15 protein-coding genes are annotated in these 17,068 nt (G+C 69.2%); 4 read left to right on the top strand and 11 right to left on the bottom strand.

Annotated elements, in window-relative coordinates; genetic code table 11:
- Positions 1 to 46 precede the first annotated feature (46 nt).
- Positions 47 to 1,423, bottom strand: a complete 1,377-nt coding sequence (locus CLV49_RS12900) for a M50 family metallopeptidase (RefSeq protein ID WP_106565091.1) — start codon at positions 1,421 to 1,423, stop codon at positions 47 to 49.
- A 106-nt stretch (positions 1,424 to 1,529) separates the two neighbouring features.
- Here CLV49_RS12900 and CLV49_RS12895 point away from each other — a divergent pair, with 106 nt between their 5' ends.
- Entirely contained in the window at positions 1,530 to 3,098 is a 1,569-nt protein-coding gene (locus CLV49_RS12895) for a Mur ligase family protein (RefSeq protein ID WP_243696582.1), read from the top strand.
- A 42-nt stretch (positions 3,099 to 3,140) separates the two neighbouring features.
- Here CLV49_RS12895 and dxr read toward each other — a convergent pair whose 3' ends face one another.
- Together dxr and CLV49_RS12885 are read right to left on the bottom strand one after the other, a co-directional pair.
- Positions 3,141 to 4,223: a 1-deoxy-D-xylulose-5-phosphate reductoisomerase gene (gene dxr, locus CLV49_RS12890; protein ID WP_106563898.1), complete on the bottom strand. Its 1,083-nt coding sequence runs from the start codon at positions 4,221 to 4,223 to the stop codon at positions 3,141 to 3,143.
- Between the two features lie 47 nt (positions 4,224 to 4,270).
- On the bottom strand, positions 4,271 to 5,290 hold the full coding sequence (locus CLV49_RS12885; RefSeq protein ID WP_106565090.1) for an FKBP-type peptidyl-prolyl cis-trans isomerase: 1,020 nt from the start codon (positions 5,288 to 5,290) through the stop codon (positions 4,271 to 4,273).
- A 149-nt stretch (positions 5,291 to 5,439) separates the two neighbouring features.
- Here CLV49_RS12885 and CLV49_RS12880 point away from each other — a divergent pair, with 149 nt between their 5' ends.
- The gene (locus CLV49_RS12880) at positions 5,440 to 6,234 is read left to right on the top strand and encodes a lysophospholipid acyltransferase family protein (protein ID WP_424978319.1); all 795 of its coding nucleotides are present in this window, start codon (positions 5,440 to 5,442) and stop codon (positions 6,232 to 6,234) included.
- A gap of 46 nt (positions 6,235 to 6,280) precedes the next feature.
- Here the strand turns inward: CLV49_RS12880 and CLV49_RS12875 are convergent, their stop codons facing one another.
- Complete coding sequence (locus CLV49_RS12875; RefSeq protein ID WP_106563897.1) at positions 6,281 to 6,757, bottom strand: OsmC family protein; 477 nt, start codon at positions 6,755 to 6,757, stop codon at positions 6,281 to 6,283.
- A 121-nt stretch (positions 6,758 to 6,878) separates the two neighbouring features.
- Here CLV49_RS12875 and CLV49_RS12870 point away from each other — a divergent pair, with 121 nt between their 5' ends.
- Positions 6,879 to 7,880, top strand: a complete 1,002-nt coding sequence (locus CLV49_RS12870) for an asparaginase (protein WP_106563896.1) — start codon at positions 6,879 to 6,881, stop codon at positions 7,878 to 7,880.
- An 11-nt stretch (positions 7,881 to 7,891) separates the two neighbouring features.
- Here CLV49_RS12870 and CLV49_RS12865 read toward each other — a convergent pair whose 3' ends face one another.
- The 3 genes from CLV49_RS12865 to CLV49_RS12855 form a co-directional block, all read right to left on the bottom strand.
- Positions 7,892 to 10,711 (bottom strand): FtsK/SpoIIIE domain-containing protein, encoded by a 2,820-nt coding sequence (locus tag CLV49_RS12865; protein ID WP_158261978.1) that lies wholly within the window; start codon positions 10,709 to 10,711, stop codon positions 7,892 to 7,894.
- 230 nt (positions 10,712 to 10,941) lie between these two features.
- Entirely contained in the window at positions 10,942 to 11,748 is an 807-nt protein-coding gene (locus CLV49_RS12860; RefSeq protein ID WP_106563894.1) for a PP2C family protein-serine/threonine phosphatase, read from the bottom strand.
- Positions 11,749 to 11,851: 103 nt separating this feature from the next.
- Entirely contained in the window at positions 11,852 to 12,814 is a 963-nt protein-coding gene (locus CLV49_RS12855) for an aldo/keto reductase (RefSeq protein WP_106563893.1), read from the bottom strand.
- A gap of 134 nt (positions 12,815 to 12,948) precedes the next feature.
- On the opposite strand from CLV49_RS12855, the gene CLV49_RS12850 reads away from it, so the two are divergent.
- Complete coding sequence (locus CLV49_RS12850) at positions 12,949 to 13,614, top strand: DNA-3-methyladenine glycosylase I (RefSeq protein ID WP_106563892.1); 666 nt, start codon at positions 12,949 to 12,951, stop codon at positions 13,612 to 13,614.
- Here CLV49_RS12850 and CLV49_RS12845 read toward each other — a convergent pair.
- Genes CLV49_RS12845 through CLV49_RS12830 form a run of 4 tightly spaced genes read right to left on the bottom strand, consistent with a single transcriptional unit; the run spans position 13,588 to position 17,065 of the window.
- Positions 13,588 to 14,370 carry a YaaA family protein gene (locus CLV49_RS12845; protein ID WP_106563891.1) on the bottom strand — a complete coding sequence of 261 codons (783 nt, stop codon included), beginning with the start codon at positions 14,368 to 14,370 and terminating at the stop codon, positions 13,588 to 13,590. The genes CLV49_RS12850 and CLV49_RS12845 overlap by 27 nt on opposite strands.
- A gap of 33 nt (positions 14,371 to 14,403) precedes the next feature.
- Entirely contained in the window at positions 14,404 to 14,673 is a 270-nt protein-coding gene (locus CLV49_RS12840; RefSeq protein WP_106563890.1) for a F0F1 ATP synthase subunit epsilon, read from the bottom strand.
- Positions 14,674 to 14,675: 2 nt separating this feature from the next.
- Positions 14,676 to 16,133 carry a F0F1 ATP synthase subunit beta gene (atpD, locus tag CLV49_RS12835; protein ID WP_208019842.1) on the bottom strand — a complete coding sequence of 486 codons (1,458 nt, stop codon included), beginning with the start codon at positions 16,131 to 16,133 and terminating at the stop codon, positions 14,676 to 14,678.
- A gap of 35 nt (positions 16,134 to 16,168) precedes the next feature.
- Positions 16,169 to 17,065 carry a F0F1 ATP synthase subunit gamma gene (locus CLV49_RS12830; protein WP_106563888.1) on the bottom strand — a complete coding sequence of 299 codons (897 nt, stop codon included), beginning with the start codon at positions 17,063 to 17,065 and terminating at the stop codon, positions 16,169 to 16,171.
- Positions 17,066 to 17,068: the final 3 nt, after the last annotated feature.

Here is a 17,068-nt window from a genome sequence, read left to right as displayed (position 1 = left end):
AGGGTTGCGGAGGGCGGCCCACCCGCCCCGACCGCACTCGGGGGGCTCAGCCGAAGAGGTTGATCGGCTTCACGATGTCCGCGTAGATCAGGAGGAGACTCATCGCGCCGAGCACGATCACGACGCCGAAGGTCAGCGGCATGAGCTTCGCGGAGTCCACGGGCCCGGGGTCCGGCTTCCTCCGCAGCTTCGCGAAGCCACGTCGGACCGCCTCGAACAGGGCTGTGAGGATGTGACCGCCGTCGAGCGGCAGGAGCGGCACGAGGTTGAACACGAACAGCATCGCATTGAGCGAGGCGAGGATGCCGAGCATCGCCGACGCCTTGCTCGCGATGGGCACCTCGTCGAGAGCCGCGACCTCGCCGGCGATACGCCCCACGCCGACGACGCTCATGGGCCCGTCCGGGTCGCGCTCGCCCGGGCCGAAGGCGGCCACCGCCGTGTCCACGAGCCGCTGCGGCAGGTTGAGGATGACGTTGACGACGCCGCCGACGGCCTCGCCGACGGCGGGCAGCACCGCCGTCACCGGCTGCTGGACGAGCTCCGACGTGGGTGAGATGCCGACGAACCCGACAGCCTCGACGACGGGCTCACCGTCCTTCTCGATCTCCTGGCCGTTCTCGTCGTAGACGTAGCGCTCCGTGAGGAGCGGCGTGAGCGACAGCGTGACGTCCTCGCCGTCGCGCTCGACGACGAGGGAGAGCGTCTTCCCGGCCGACTCGCGGATGATCGCGGTCGACTCCTCCCACGAGGAGATCGCGGTGCCGTCGATGCTCACGAGACGGTCCCCCGGCTCGATGCCGGCCGCCGCGCCGGGCGCCGTCGCGTCGCCGCTCTCGCACGTCGTCCGCTCGGCGGTCGACGGGAGGGCGCACTCGGAGACGGCACCGATCGTCGTCGTGGACTGGGCGGTCCCGATCCCCATGAGGAGGACGGCGAAGAGGACGACGGACAGGATCAGGTTCATGAACGGCCCGCCGAGCATCACGACGATGCGCTTCCAGACCGGGAGGCGGTAGAAGGTGCGGTCCTCGTCGCCGGCGCCGATCGTCTCGGCGCTCGCCTCACGGGCGTCCTGGACGAGCGTGTCGAAGTAGCGCGCGCGTCGCGCGGGCTCCTTCGACGTGGCGAGCTGCTGGATGAATCCCGTGGTCGACTCGGTCGCGCGCTCCCCCGGCGCCGTCGGCGGGAACATGCCGATCATCGAGATGTATCCGCCGAGCGGGATCATCTTGACGCCGTACTCCGTCTCGCCCTTGCGCGTCGACCAGATCGTCTTGCCGAACCCGATCATGTACTGCGTGACGCGGACGCCGAAGAGCTTGGCGGGAACCAGGTGGCCGACCTCGTGCAGACCGATGGACACGACGAGGCCCACGACGATGATGAGCACGCCGAGGATGTAGAGAAGGACCGATTCCACGAGCACACGATACAGCCGCGTCCCGTGACGGTGCTCTCGCTCCCCTGTGAGACCATGGAGAACTCCGGGGGCGCCCGCTCCCGGTCATGAGATCAAGCGAGGCGCAGTGGATTCGAGCGGGCCGGCGGCGATGCGTCCGGCGGGACTCAATCCCGTGTCTCTCGTCTCCCTCGAGCACGACTTCGGTCTTCGACGCGTCCGCGGTCTGGCGGGCGGCGATCCCTCGGTCTCGGGCATCACGATCGACGGTTCCTCCGTCGTGCAGGGCGACCTCTACGTCGGGCTCCCGGGGGCACGGCATCACGGCGCGTCCTTCGCCGGCCAGGCGATCGAGGCCGGCGCGGTCGCAATCCTCACCGACGACGCCGGGATGCTCCTCCTCGATCGGGGAATGGGCGTTCCGGTCCTCGTGGGCACGGGCCCGTTGCGCCCCCTCGTCGGAGCGCTCGCCGCCTCCGTGTACGACACGGCGTCCCTCGACCTGCCGGTCTTCGCCGTCACAGGGACGAACGGGAAGACGTCGACCACCCACTTCCTCGAGGCCCTGCTCACGGGGATGGGGCTCGTGCCCGGGGTCAGCTCCACCGCGGAACGCCGCATCGGCGCGACCGTGATCCCCTCGAAGCTCACGACACCGGAATCGGCGGAGCTGCACGCGATCGTCGCGCGCATGGCCGAGCTGGGAGCACGCAGTCTCGTGATCGAGGTGAGCGCCCACGCGCTCACGCGGCATCGCGTGGACGGTTTCACGTTCGACGTCGCGGCCTTCACCAACCTCAGCCACGACCACCTCGACGACTACGCCGACATGGACGCATACCTCGCGGCGAAGGTCGAGCTCTTCACCTCGGCCCGCTCGAAGCGGGCCGTCGTGAACCTCGACACCCCGGCCGGCGCGACCGTCGTCGAACGGTCGGAGGTCCCCGTCGCGACGATCGCGACGGTGCCCGTCGACGGCGAGGCGCCGCACGCCGACTGGATCGTCGAGGTCACCGAGGAGAAGCTCGACCACACCGCCTTCACGATCCGGCATGCCGTGCACGGCTCGCTGTCGGCGCGCGTCCCCGTGGTGGGCCGGCACATGGCCGCGAACGGCGGCCTCGCGATCGCGATGCTCGTCGAGGCCGGACACTCCCTGTCCGAGATCGCACGGACGCTCGGCCCGAACGGTCTCATCGACGCGGACCTGCCGGCGCGCGCCGTGCGGATCCCGGTCCCGACCGGTCCGGCCGTCTTCATCGACTCCGGCCACAGTCCCGATGCGTTCGAGAAGACGCTCTCCTCTCTCCGTCGCCTCACCACGGGTCGCCTCGTCGCCGTCATCGGGGCGAACGGCGATCGCGACACGACCAAACGCGGCGACATGGGCGCGGCCGCGGCGCTCGGGGCCGACACGGTGGTCGTCACCGACCACCATCCCCGCGGTGAGGACCCGGCGACGATCCGTCGTGCCGTCGTGGACGGGGCGACCTCCGCCCGACCCGGCGCCGACGTCCGCGACATCGCCGACCCGTCCTCCGCGATCCGGGCGGCGGTCGCCGAGGCGAACGAGGGCGACATCGTCGTCTGGATGGGCCTCGCCGGCAAGGACCACCGGGAACTCGACGGCACGACCGTGCCGTTCAGCGTGCCGGACGAGACGATCGCGGCGCTGCACGCCGCCGGCTGGCACTGAGCCCGAGACAGGGAACCGGCTCGGAGCGGAAACGCTGCGGCCTCAGGAGGCGGCGATGAGCCTCTTCGCGGCCTCCCGCGCCCAGCGCTCCGCCTCAGCGAGCGACTCGCGCGTGAGCTCCCCGTCGGTCTCGTGCCGGTCGACGACGCGTCGGATGGTGTCCACGATGTCGAGGTAGCCGATGGCGCCCTCGTGGAAGGCCTCCACGGCCTCCTCGTTCGCGGCGTTGAAGACCGCCGGGTAGGTCCGTCCCGCTCGACCGACGGTCTTCGCGAGCGCGACCGCGGGGAACGCGTCCTCGTCGAGCGGCTCGAACGTCCATGCGCTCGCGGTCGTCCAGTCGAGCGGACGGCCGACCCCGGCCACACGGTGCGGCCAGTCCAGCCCGAGGGAGATGGGCAGTCTCATGTCGGGGGGCGAGGCCTGCAGGATCGACGAGCCGTCGATGAACTCGACGAGCGAGTGCACGATCGATTGCGGGTGGACGACCACATCGATGCGCTCGTACGGCACGTCGAAGAGGTGGTGGGCCTCGATCACTTCGAGGCCCTTGTTGACGAGGGTCGCCGAGTTGGTCGTGACGACCCTGCCCATGTCCCACGTGGGGTGCGCGAGAGCCTCTCCCGGCGTCACGGCGGCGAGCTGCGCCCTGTTCCGACCGCGGAACGGACCACCGGACGCCGTGAGGACGAGTCGCCTGACCTCAGAGGGAGTGCCGGATCGGAGGGCCTGCGCGATCGCGGAGTGCTCGGAGTCCACCGGGACGATCTGGCCGGGACGGGCGAGGGCCGTCACGAGCTCGCCGCCGACGATGAGCGATTCCTTGTTCGCGAGGGCGAGCGTCTTGCCCGTCTCGAGGGTCGCCATCGTGGGGCCGAGCCCGACCGACCCGGTGATGCCGTTGAGGACGACATCGGCGTCGACCTCGCGGACGAGTCGCTCGGCGTCGTCCGCGCCGAGTGCCGTGTCGTCCACACCGAACTGCTCGGCCTGGGCGGCGAGTCCCTCCTGGTCGGAGCCGGCGGCGAGGCCGACGACGTCGAACCGTTCGGGATTGGCGCGGATGACGTCGAGGGCCTGGGTGCCGATGGAACCGGTGGATCCGAGGAGGATGACGCGACGCATTCCGTCAGGCTAGCGCGCCGCCCCGGGGAGTCGCCGGGACCGACGGCTCAGTCGGTGCCCTCGGTGGCCGGCACGGTGCTCGTGGCGAGGATGTCGACGACGAAGACGAGCGTGTCGGTGCCCTCGATACCCGCCTGCGAGTTGCCGGCCTCGCCGTAGCCGAGTTCCGGCGGGATGATCACGATCACCTGGCTGCTGACCTTCTGGCCCACGAGCGCCTGCTTGAAGCCCGCGACGACCTGCTCGGTGTTGAAGGACGCCGGAGCGCCGTTCGCCCAGCTCTCGTCGAAGACCTCGCCGGTGCGCCAGATGACGCCCTTGTACTGCACGGTGACGTTGTCGCCCTCCGCCACGGTGTCGCCGTCGCCCTGGATGAGGGTGGCGAGCTGCAGCTCGGTGGGAGCGTCGGTGTCGGCCGGGATCGTGACCGTGGGGTCTCCGGTGTCGTCGAGCTCGACCGTGGGGAAGCCGTCGGTGGGTTCGACCGGCGTGCCCATGGCGCGGGTGGGCAGGATGGAGACGATGTCGGCGACGATCACGATGGAGTCGCCGGGAGCGACCTCTCCGCCCTCCGAGCCCTGGTCGCCGAAAGCGTCGGCCGCGGCGACGACGGACACGATGCGCGACCCCACGGTGGCGCACTCGATCGTGCGGACGAGGCCGGCGATGTACTGCGAGTCGTCCACGGTGATCTGCTGGGCCGTGCCCTCCCCGTACGCCGTCTGGGAGAACTGCTGGCCGGTGGCTGCGCCGTAGACGGACAGCTCGACGCTGACGGTGTCTCCCGGCTGCGTCTCGTCCCCGTCGCCCTCCACCACGACGCGACGCTCGGTCGTGTCGACGGACACCGGGGTGGGGATGTCGACCGTGGGCGCGGCGCCGAAGTCGTCGCTCACCTCGACGGACTCCACGGCGTCTCCCGACGTCGTGTCGACGCACGTCGCGGCGGCGGCCTCGGCCGACGGCGCGCTGGTGCTCGCACCCGGGGCCGGCGACCCGGCGCATCCCGCCAGAAGCAGGGCTATGGCGGGGAGGACAGCGAGGAAGGACAGGGGGCGAGCGCGCATGACGAACACTTTCGATGGGGACGGTGTGGGTCCAGCCTGCCCCATTAAGGTGACGGAACCCTGCACAAGCCCGTGGAGTGGTGGATTACCGACCGTGCCCCCGGCTCGCCATTCCCATCGCGGCATGGCCTGTGACGTACTCTCGACGGGTGCCAGAACCCGTTTCCTCCGGTCCGCCCGAGATCGATTCGCCCGAAGTGGAGGTGTCCACGGGCGCCGCGTCTCGCCCCGGTTTCGTGTACTGGCTCGGGAGGAGCATCCTCCGCCCCGTCGTCCGCATCATGTGGAGGCCGCGCATCGAAGGACGTCGTAACGTCCCGAAGCACGGTCGTGTGATCCTCGCGAGCAACCACCTGTCGTTCATCGACAGCGTCGCCATCCCGGTCGCTGCCCCCCGTCCGGTGCAGTTCCTCGCGAAGTCGACCTATTTCGAGGGCACGGGCGCTCGCGGCTGGGTGAATCGGACGTTCTTCGGCGCGATCGGGGCGGTCGGTGTGGACCGCGCCTCCGGCCAGGCTGCGCAGGCGGCCCTCGATCAGGGCCGTCGCATCCTCGAGACGGAGAGTGCTTTCGCTATCTATCCGGAGGGCACGCGCTCCGTGGACGGGCGCCTCTACCGCGGTCGCACGGGCGTCGCCTGGCTCGCGCTCTCGACGGGGTCCCCCGTGGTGCCGGTCGGGCTCGTCGGTACCGACGAGGTCATGCCGGTGGGCAGCTCACGCCCGCGGTTCAAGCGAATCACCGTGCGCTTCGGCGAACCGATCGACGTCTCGCGATTCGGACCGGCCGAGTCGGGGAAGGCCAGGCGGCTCGCCACCGACGAGATCATGGCGGCGATCCATGCGCTGAGTGGTCAGGAGTTGGCCGGCACCTACAATGAGGCGCCGCCGGCCGACGCGATGGAGAAGATCAAGCGAGCGGTGCTGCGCCCCGAGCGGCTCTGAGCGGCTCCCCCGCGGATGAGACCGTCGCCGCTCGCGGCCACGGAGTTCACGCCGATGCGATGAGGATCGTGGGCTCGTGTCGGACCGGGAAGTTGACGGAGTTCGCGATGAAGCAGAGCTCGTTGGCGCGCGCGTGTGCTGCGGTCGCCGCCTCGACCATGTCGACGGACGCGACCGTGACCTCCGGGCGGAGGAGGACGTCGGTGAAGGCGCCTCCGGAGTGACCGTCCTCCCTCATGGTGCCGACGGCCGAATCCCGATAGGCCGTGACGACGACCCCCATGGTGACGGCGACGTGAAGGTAGGAGAGCAGGTGACACTGGGCGAGTGCACCGAGGAGGAGCTGTTCGGGGTTCCACCGCTCCGGGTCACCCCGGAACGGCTTGTCGGCCGAACCGGCGATGGGGTCAGCTGCGGAGCTGCGGAGCTCGAGTCGACGGGAGTAATCGCGATAGCCGCTCGTCCCCGTCCCGAGGTTGCCCTGCCAGTCGACATCGACGGAGTAGTGGTGTTCACCGAGCATCCCCTTAGGATGCCACACGCCTCCGGACCGCCACAGGACCGCCGCGAGCGGACGGTCTCCGGGTCACCGCGCGGATAGGCTGGACGACGGTCGGCGCGCGGTCGACGAGGAAGGATGTCGCATGTCGTCGACGGGAACGTTCACCCCGGCTGAGGCCGCAGAGCTCGCGGTCGTGGAGCGCTCGGGCTTCGTCGAGTCGCGCCACATCGGTTCAGTGGTCGTGCTCGCCCCGGATGGCACCGTGTCGCGTTCCCACGGATCTCCGGAGGCTCCGGTGTTCCCCCGATCGAGCCTGAAGCCGTTCCAGGCGCTCGCCGTGCTCAACGCCGGGGTGCCGCTGCGCGAGGAGCAGGCCGCACTCGCCACCGCGAGCCACGCGGGCACGACCCGGCACGTCTCGGTCGTGCGTTCGATGCTCGCGTCTGCCGCCCTCACCGAGGACGCGCTGCAGTGCCCGATGGACTGGCCTCTCGATCGTTCGGCGCGAGATGAGCTCGTGAGCTCGCACCTCGGTCAATCGCGGCTGTTCATGAACTGCTCGGGGAAGCATGCGGGGATGCTGCTCGCGTGCGTCGCCAACGGATGGCCGATCGAGTCCTACCTGGACGGCGCCCACCCGTTGCAGGTGGCCGTGCGCGACACGGTCGAGCGCATGACGGGTGAACGCCCCTCCGCCACGGCGACCGACGGCTGCGGGGCTCCGGTCCTCGCGATCAGCCTCACGGGCCTCGCGCGCGGCATCCAGAAGGTCGCCACCTCATCGGTCTCCTCCCCCTTCGCGCTGTACCGGAACGCTGCGATCATCGTCGATGCAGTGAAGCGGCACCCGTGGGCGATCGACGGGCCCGGGCGTGACAACACCGTCGTCATCGAGCGCCTCGGTGTCTTCGCCAAGGGCGGTGCCGAGGGTGTCATGGTGATGACCGCTCCGAACGGCACGACCGTCACCTCCAAGACTCTCGACGGGAGTTCGCGTGCGGCGACGGTGGTCGCTCTCTCGCTGCTCGTCGAGGCGGGGGCACTCGACCGGTCGGCTGTCGACGCCGTTCTGCCCGAGCTGCACCTCGACGTCCTCGGAGGCGGGGCCCCCGTCGGTCGGATCCGCTCCGTGGTGGGCGCGTAGGCGGGACGGCCTCATGAGCGCGCGCCTGAGGTGACCGCCGCATCCCGTCGCGAGCGCGCACGGCCGGCCGTTCCCTCGGGACGCCGGATCGCCTCGAATCGCACGCGAGCGATGGGCTGACCCGGTCGCATGAGCCACGCCCGGCCGGATGCCGGAGTGATCCACGGTGGTAGCCCGCTCTGCCGGGTGAGCGAGCGGAACTCTCCAGCGCTCGCGTCTTCGACGACGACCGTGGCGGTGGTGCGGAGGGCGGTGAGCAATGCCCACTGCTGCTGCCACGCGTCGAGGTCGCCGACGATCACTGTGGATCGCGCGGGATCGGACACCTCGTCGATCCGCAGGGTCCCATGCCCGGGAGCGCCGAGCAGGATCACGTCAGCCGTGCCCTGGTCGCGAGCCCACCGCGCACGATCGGCCGGGCGCCGCGACACGATCATGGTCAGGCCGTGGTCGAGCCGCACCATCGGTGTCGTCGCCGAGCGCCGCGCCGTTCCGTCGTCGTCCGGTTCGACCCAGGCCACCTGCAGCTCTGATCCTCTCCACACCCCGCTTCCTGGCCGACGATCCGCTCGATAGCTCGAGCTGTCGGCTCCCGAGAGCACATGCTCGTGTTTCGAGGCACTGCCGAGGCGGATGGTGGAACCGACGAGATCCGTGAGCGCGAGGACATCCGCCGTCGCTCGATGCGCGGCGAGGACCAGATGGATCCCACTCGCCGGCCCCGACCTCAGGATCTCGACGAGTTCGCCGCGCGCCGCGCGCCCGTAGTCGTCGCCCCATCGTGAGAGGAGGAGATCGAGGTCGTCGACGAGCACGAGGAGTCGGTCGTCAGACGCAGCTTCCGCACCTGCGCGAGCGCGCGTCGCGATCTCGCTCACGGCGTCCCACGCCTCCTCGAGATCGAACGGCACCCGGAGCACGGACCAGCCCGACGGATGCTGGGCCGCAAGCACCGAGAGCAGTGTCGACGAACCGCGGCCGGCGGAGCCCAGCACCAGGAGGTGTCCGTCTACCTGCGGCCGGTAGACGGCCGCGGGCTGGCTCTGCTCAGCGGGGAGGTCCAGCAGACCGACGACGAACCCATCCTCCGGCTCGACGAGGGCGCCGAGATCGATGCGGGCCGGAAGCGGATCGAGCCACGGGCGACGGGCCGTCGTTCCCGAGGACGCCCGAGCAGTGGCGAGCACGTCCGCCGCCACGGACTCCGCGATCTGGGCGACCACGGCCGGTCGCCCACCGAGCGAGGCCACGACACGGCCCGGTTTCGTCGGCGGTAGCGAAGCGGCGTCGGACGTGCCCACCACGGCCATGCTGTCACCGGGGTTGTTGACTCGGAGGCTGATCCGGATGTCGCAGTTCGCCAGCACGCCGTCGCGCACCGCGGCGGCCGGGCGCTGCGTGCACAGGACGAGATGCACCCCGAGGGAACGACCGCGCGCGGCGAGGTCAACGAAGACCGCGTGCAGATCGGGGAACGACTCGATCATGGCGGCGAACTCGTCGACGACGATCACGAGACGCGCAGGCGAGCCGGGGCGGGCATCCCTGACGTCTCGCACCCCCGCCTCGTGCAGGATCCGTTCGCGCTGCCGGAGCTCGGCCCGCAGGCTCGCGAGCGCACGATCCGCCGTCCCCTCATCGAGATCCGTGACGAGACCGGTGACGTGAGGAAGATCCGCCACCTCGGCGAATGTCGCACCGCCTTTGAAATCGAAGAGCAGCAGGGAGAGGTGAGCCGGGCTAGTCGAGGCCGCGAGCGCCAGTACCCACGTGATGAGCAGCTCGCTCTTCCCGCTCCCCGTCGTCCCACCGATCACAGCGTGCGGCCCGTCCTTCACGAGATCCACCATGAACGGACCGTCCGTGGTCGCCCCGATGGCGACGGCGGGGGGACCTCCGGGCTGCGCGGTCGCGCGCGGCAGTTCGTCGAACCGGAGTCTCTCCGGCGGCTCGGTGGTTCGAAGGGCGAGACCGAGGGACTCGGCGTCCGACACCATCGCCGCCGAGAACCGTGTCGCGTCCGGCACGGAGACGAGGTCGGGGACGACCTCGACCCGCTCGGGGGAATCGGCTCGCCTCCAGACGAGGCTGCGGGGAGATCGGCACTCGACGATCTCGGTGCACGTGGCAGGGAGATCGGCGACGCTCGGAGCGATGACGATGCGCAGGTCTGCCGCGGTCACGGAACCTCCCGCGTTCGCGCTGCGCTCCTCCACACTGACAGTCGACGCCGCGGTGGAGGACGCCCCCGGGCGGCGCACCGCGTGCGGGAGGTCGATGAACGACTCCCACCCCGTATCGGGGAGTGCCGAGACCTCGAGGACATCGGGGGCGGAGGCATGCGCGAGCTGCACGAGAAGTCCACGCGCGACTGCTCGACCGATGGCGAGCGGCCCGATGATCCCGACCCCCCGTCGTGTATCGATGAGAACCGGGACGTCGTCGACGATCGAGGCGGCCCGACGGAGCCGCTCGGAGTCGTGAGAGACCTTCGCATCGGGTGGTCCCCCGCCATCGATAACGAGGGCACTGGGTGCCGCTCCCGCCCCGATGCTCACGCGGGACGCCGCATCGGCCGCCATCCTCCATCGCACATCGGTCCTCCCCGCCTCGACGATCGACGACGGCGCGGGATGCTCCGTCCAACGGCGACGGCGTTCATCGTCGTGCGCCCGGGCGACGTCGTCCTCGGCATCGCGCATCGCGGTGGCGAAGCTCCTCGACGCGGTCCGGTAGCGCCGTCGGCCCCCGAGACCGGCGTCGACGTAGCCCGCGATCGCCATCACGGGCCCGAACGCCGCGAACATCAGCGCGAAGGGAGATCTCGTCACCGCCCACATCGCGAGCGATACGACGACAGGGGCGATCGTCGCCACCACAGGGAACGGGTGCGGCTCCCGTGGGGCGGGCGGTGCCGGGACGACGACACGAACGGCGGGCGATTCAGCGGAGCGATGGGACGGCATGCGCCGATCAGATCATGCGAGAGGAACCCGGCGGCGACAGAAGCGTCGACGTGTGGACGCCTCGATCGGCGGTCGCCTGGGGACGACGACCGAGCTCAGTCGGATTCGGTCACGTCCTCGCCGCCGACGAGCGCGTCGAGGACGATGACCGAGATGTTGTCCCGCCCACCGTTCTCGACCGCGGCGTCGACGAGGAGACGCGCGGCCTCCTCCGGTGAGCTACCGAGCAGCAGGTAGTGCCGGATGCCGTAATCGGTGAGCTCCTTCGTGAGCCCGTCCGAGCAGACCACCCATCTCACGTCGGCCTCGATGGGAGCGACGAGATAGTCCGGCACCGGGTCCTCGGAGAAGCCGACGGCGCGCGTGATCACGTTGCCGTGCGGGTGCGTCTCGGCCTCGTCCGGCGTGATCGCACCGATCGCCACGAGCTCCTGGACGACGGAGTGATCCGTCGTGACCTGCGACAGCGTGTCGCCGTCGAGCCGGTACACCCGGGAGTCTCCGATGTTGAAGACGGTCCACCCCGGCAGCCCGTCGTGCACGCCGAAGACGAGTCCCGTCACGGTCGTCCCGGTGCCGGGCGACACGTCCTCGACGGACTCGGCCAAATCGGAGACCGCTCGCCTGAGGGCCTCCTCGATCCGGGCCTCTGAGACCTCGGAATCGCTCCGGGTCGCGAGTTCCTGGAGTCGCGTCGTGACAGCCGCACTCGCCACCTCGCCAGCGGTGTACCCACCCATCCCATCGGCGACCGCGACGATCGGGAACTCCACGATGAGGGAATCCTGATTGACGTCGCGTCGACGACCGGTGTCGCTGATCGCAGCCCACCGGAGATCGATCCGGCGTCCGCGTCCCGCGTCGACGACGCGGGAGGACGCGAACGCGATGGTCTCGGTCACCGGTGAACCCTTCGAGGTCGATTGGCGCTTGGGGTTGACGCCTTCCAGGAAATCCTAGCGGCGCGACGGGCGGACGCCATCCACTGGGGTGCCCGCGGATACGTCAGGCGAACAACGCGCCGATCTCGGCGATGTCCTCGTCGCTCGCGTCCCACGCCGTGGCCGCCTGCGCGTTCTGCGCGATCTGCTCGGGCCGTGTGGCCCCGGCGATCACGCTCGTGAGCGCCGGCTGGGCGAGGAGCCAGCCGACGGTCGCCTGCAGCATCGTGATGTCGCGTTTAGCGCAGAACGACTCGAACTTCTCGATCGCGTCCCACGGCGCGTTCTCCAGGAGGTGCGGACGCTGCCGCATGATCCGAGAGTCGCTCGGGCCACCCGAACGGCTGAACTTCCCCGTGAACAGCCCGTTGTACAACGGGAAGTAGGGAAGGAAGCCGATGCCGTAGGCATCGAGGGCGGGGAGGAGCTCCTTCTCCGCATCGCGGACGATGAGGCTGTACTCGTTCTGCGCGGAGACGAAGGAGGTCGTACCCGCCGACTGGGCGGCCCAGTCGGCCTCCACGGCCTGCCAGCCGGAGAAGTTCGAATGGCCGATGTAGCGCACCTTGCCCTCGACGACGAGCTCATCGAGAGCCGCGAGGGTCTCCTCGATGGGGGTGACCGGGTCGGGCGTGTGCAGCTGGTAGAGGTCGATCCAATCGGTCTGCAGTCGCTTCAGCGACGCCTCGACGGCGAGGCGCACGTAGCGACGCGACCCCTTCGCGCCCCAGCTCGGGATGCCGACCTCGTACTCGCTGTGGCCGAACTTCGTCGCGACGATCACCTGGTCGCGGCGACCGCGCAGGCTGTTCCCCATGAGCGTCTCGCTGAGACCGGGCTCCTTGCCGTAGATGTCGGCCGTGTCGAAGAGAGTGACACCTGCGTCGATCGCGGCGTCGACGACGGCGTCCGTTCCCTCCTGCGTCTCCGTGACGGTGCCGGAGCGGCCGAAATTGTTGCAACCGATTCCGACGGTAGAGACCATGAGCCCCGAGGGACCGAGCGGGCGGTATTCCATGTCTGCCATGCTTCCAGGCTAGTCGCGCAGACGCGGCATCGCCGTCGGCTTGACTCGTCGTCCACAGGTCGACGAGCGCTCTCCTGTCCCACGGCTGACATCGCCCAGGTCGGAGCGCCGGTGGCTCGCCGTATTCTCGGGGCATGGACACTCCCGATCAGCAGAATCAGCCCTCGACACCGGTGGTACGACCGCCGCGTCAGCCTCTCGTCGAGGGCGCAGACGGTCGTCTCCGGTGTTCGTGGTGCGGCGACGACCCCGAGTACCAGCGCTACCACGACGAGGAATGGGGCCGAGAGCTCCGCGGCGACCGCGAGCTGTTCGAGAAGATCAGCCTCGAGGGCTTCCAGTCCGGACTCTCCTGGATCACGATCCTCAAGAGACGCCCGGCATTTCGCTCAGCGTTCGCGGGATTCGAGCCGGAGGTCGTCGCGGCGATGGGAGACGACGACGTCGTTCGGCTCATGGGCGACGCCGGCATCATCCGCAACCGGATGAAGATCGAGGCGACGATCCGGAACGCACAGGCGATGCTGCGGCTCGATCGCCCGCTCGGCGAACTCGTCTGGAGTTTCGCACCCCCGCGGGAGGGACGACCCCGCCCGCGGACGTGGGACGACATCGCGACGACCACCCCGGAGTCCCATGCCCTCAGCTCCGAGTTGCGCGCACACGGATTCCGCTTCGTCGGACCGACGACCATGCATGCGCTCATGCAGTCGGCGGGTCTCGTCGACGACCACCTCGACGGCTGCTGGCGTGCGCGCGAGACGGACGCGACCTCAGCGGGCGCCGGTAGCGGGAGCTGAGGCTGCCTCCGGCACCAGGAGATCCCACTCCCCCGGCTCAGCTCCCGGCGTGAGCACGAAGCCGGCGCCTTCGCTCCACGCCGTGAGCTCATCGACGCTCTCCAGGACGACGCCGCTCTCGACGAGGGCTCGGGCAAAGAGGCCCTTCGTCTTCTTGTTGAAGTGGTTGAGTGCGCGGCGGCGGCCGTCGCCGTCCACCGACACCACGCGCACATAGACCGAGTGGGAGGGTTCGCCGAGCGGGCCGAGCGCCGCGTAGCCTTCCGATCGGAGATCGACGACGAGTCCCCCGGCGGCGGAGAGCGCAGCACCGGCGGGGCCGGCCCACGTCTGCGTGAGTCGCACGCCCGGGAGCGACGTGGAGTGCGACAGCCGGTATCCGGGAATGGGATCGAGGGCGCCCACCGGTCCGAAGAGGGCGGACTGGATGACGAGATGCTCGGCAGCGAAAGCCCGAGCCGACGTCGAGAGCGTGGCGGCGTCGAGCGCGTCGTACAGCACTCCGGTGTACCGGTCGATCGCCGGTACGGTGGCCGACCGGCGCACCGCACGGTTCACCGCGATCTCCCCGAGCCCCTTCGGACCCAGTTTCAGGGCCCGAGCCGCGGCTTCCGGGTCCGCCGACAGTTCCGCGAGGGCGGAGAGCACCCGGGAGCGAACTCGCGTGAGCTCGGGGAAGCTCAAAGCACCGAGCAACAACGAACGCCCCGTGCCTCCCTGCACCTTCGTCTCAGACGGAGGGAGCAGGAGAAGCACGGGGCGTACGGAGGAGAGGAAGAACGGAGGGGACTACGAGACGAGGCTCGCGGTGCCCGCCACGATCGAGACGACGTTCTTCTCCACGGAGAGGAATCCGTCCTCGGCGTTCGCCGTCAGCTTGCGTCCGTCGGCCAGGGTGAGGCGGACCTCACCCTTCGCGAGGATGGCGAGCATGGGCTCGTGACCCGGGAGGATACCGATCTCGCCCTCGACGGTGCGAGCGACGACCATCGTCGCCTCGCCGGTCCACACCTCGTGGTCCGCGGCGACGACGCTGACGGTGAGCGGAGCGCCCGCCATGATCAGCCGTTCTCCTTCTGGATCTGGGCCCACTTCTCTTCGACGTCCGAGATCGAACCGACGTTGAAGAACGCCTGCTCGGCCACGTGGTCGAACTCACCCTTGGCGATCGCGTCGAACGACTCGATGGTGTCCTTGAGCGGAACCGTGGAGCCCTCGACACCGGTGAACTTCTTCGCCATGTAGGTGTTCTGCGAGAGGAACTGCTGGATACGGCGCGCACGCGACACCGTGACCTTGTCCTCCTCCGAGAGCTCGTCGACACCGAGGATGGCGATGATCTCCTGCAGTTCCTTGTTCTTCTGGAGGATCTGCTTCACCGTCGTCGCAACGCGGTAGTGGTCCTCGCCCAAGTAACGCGGGTCGAGGATGCGGCTCGTGGACGTGAGCGGGTCGACGGCCGGGTACAGGCCCTTCGACGCGATCTCACGCGAGAGCTCGGTCGTGGCGTCGAGGTGCGCGAACGTCGTGGCCGGAGCCGGGTCGGTGTAGTCGTCGGCGGGGACGTAGATCGCCTGGAGCGACGTGATCGAGTGACCACGCGTCGAGGTGATGCGCTCCTGCAGCTGACCCATCTCGTCCGCCAGGTTGGGCTGGTAGCCCACGGCGGAAGGCATACGGCCGAGCAGCGTCGAGACCTCGGAACCGGCCTGCGTGAAGCGGAAGATGTTGTCGATGAACAACAGCACGTCCTGCTTCTGCACGTCGCGGAAGTACTCCGCCATCGTGAGCGCGGAGAGGGCCACGCGGAGACGGGTTCCCGGGGGCTCGTCCATCTGGCCGAAGACGAGGGCCGTCTTGTCGAAGACTCCAGCCTCCTCCATCTCGGCGATGAGGTCGTTGCCCTCACGGGTGCGCTCGCCGACACCGGCGAACACCGACACACCACCGTGGTCCTGCGCCACGCGCTGGATCATCTCCTGGATGAGGACGGTCTTGCCGACACCCGCACCACCGAAGAGACCGATCTTTCCACCCTGCACGTACGGGGTGAGGAGGTCGATGACCTTGATGCCGGTCTCGAACAGCTGGGTCTTGGACTCGAGCTGGTCGAAGCGCGGGGGCTTCCGGTGGATGGGCCAGCGCTCGGTGATCTCGATGGTCTCGCCGGGCTCAGCGTTGAGCACCTCACCGATGACGTTGAAGACCTTGCCCTTGGTGATGTCACCGACGGGGACGGAGATCGCCTCTCCGGTGTCGATGACCTCCTGGCCGCGGACGAGACCGTCGGTCGACTTCAGCGCGATGGCGCGGACGAGGTCGTCACCGAGGTGCTGAGCGACCTCGAGTGTGATGACCGTCGACTCGTCGCCGATGGCGATCGTCGTCTTCAGAGCGTTGTAGATCTCCGGGATCGCGTCGTGAGGGAACTCGACGTCGACGACGGGACCGGTCACTCGCGCGATCCGACCGACTCCGGCCTTCTGCTCGGACGCCGGGCCCGTGGCTTCGGCAGTGATAGTCATTGCTGTTCTTCTCTCTTCGTGGTCTGTCGTCACTTGACCGAAAGGGCGTCGGCGCCGCCGACGATCTCTGCGATCTGCTGGGTGATCTCCGCCTGGCGTGCGTTGTTGCGCAGTCGGGTGTAGTCGGTGATGAGGGTGTCCGCGTTGTCGCTCGCCGACTTCATCGCCTTCTGCGTCGCCGCGTGCTTAGCGGCGGCCGACTGCAGCATGGCGTTGAAGATGCGGCTCTCGATGTAGACGGGCAGCAGCTGGTCGAGGACCGTCTCTGCGTCCGGCTCGAACTCGTACAGAGGCAAGACCTCCGAACTCGTGTCACTGGCATCCGCCTCGACGACCTCGAGAGGCAGGAGACGAACGGTCTCCGGCGTCTGCGTGATCATGCTGACGAAGCGGTTGAACACGAGGACGATCTCATCGACGCCGCCGTCAGCGGCGTCCCTCGAGAACGCCTCGAGGAGCGTCGTGGCGATCTCACGAGCCGTCTCGAAGTCCGGGTTGTCCGTACCGCCCTGCCAGTCCTTGACGAACGCGCGGCGACGGAACTGGAAGTACCCGACCGCCTTGCGTCCCACGAGGTAATGGACGACGTCCTTGCCCTGATCGCGCAGCAGCTCGGTCAGCTCGCCCGCCTCGCGGAGGATCTGCGAGTTGAACGCGCCGGCAAGACCGCGGTCGGAGGAGAACACGACGACGGCGGTGCGCGTGATGTGCTCCGGCTCCGTCGTGAGCGGGTGATCGACGTTGGAGTGCGTCGCCACCGCCGACACGGCCCGGGTGATCGCCCGCGAGTACGGCGCGGACGCCTTTACCCGTGCCTGCGCCTTCTGGATGCGCGAGGCGGCGATGAGCTCCATCGCCTTGGTGATCTTCTTGGTCGTCTGCGCAGACTTGATCTTCTGCGTGTAGACCCGGAGTGTGGCGGCCATGGA

It is taken from the genome of Labedella gwakjiensis (assembly GCF_003014675.1).
GTDB lineage: Bacteria > Actinomycetota > Actinomycetes > Actinomycetales > Microbacteriaceae > Labedella > Labedella gwakjiensis.
This window is presented reverse-complemented; position numbering and strand designations above follow the sequence as displayed.

Coding starts and splice junctions, on each gene's coding strand:
- CLV49_RS12885 (WP_106565090.1), bottom strand. CDS start 5,290: ATGCGCGCTCGCCCCCTGTCCTTCCTCGCTGTCCTCCCCGCCATAGCC.
- CLV49_RS12870 (WP_106563896.1), top strand. CDS start 6,879: ATGTCGTCGACGGGAACGTTCACCCCGGCTGAGGCCGCAGAGCTCGCG.
- CLV49_RS12875 (WP_106563897.1), bottom strand. CDS start 6,757: ATGCTCGGTGAACACCACTACTCCGTCGATGTCGACTGGCAGGGCAAC.
- CLV49_RS12830 (WP_106563888.1), bottom strand. CDS start 17,065: ATGGCCGCCACACTCCGGGTCTACACGCAGAAGATCAAGTCTGCGCAG.
- CLV49_RS12850 (WP_106563892.1), top strand. CDS start 12,949: ATGGACACTCCCGATCAGCAGAATCAGCCCTCGACACCGGTGGTACGA.
- dxr (WP_106563898.1), bottom strand. CDS start 4,223: ATGCGTCGCGTCATCCTCCTCGGATCCACCGGTTCCATCGGCACCCAG.
- CLV49_RS12840 (WP_106563890.1), bottom strand. CDS start 14,673: ATGGCGGGCGCTCCGCTCACCGTCAGCGTCGTCGCCGCGGACCACGAG.
- CLV49_RS12855 (WP_106563893.1), bottom strand. CDS start 12,814: ATGGCAGACATGGAATACCGCCCGCTCGGTCCCTCGGGGCTCATGGTC.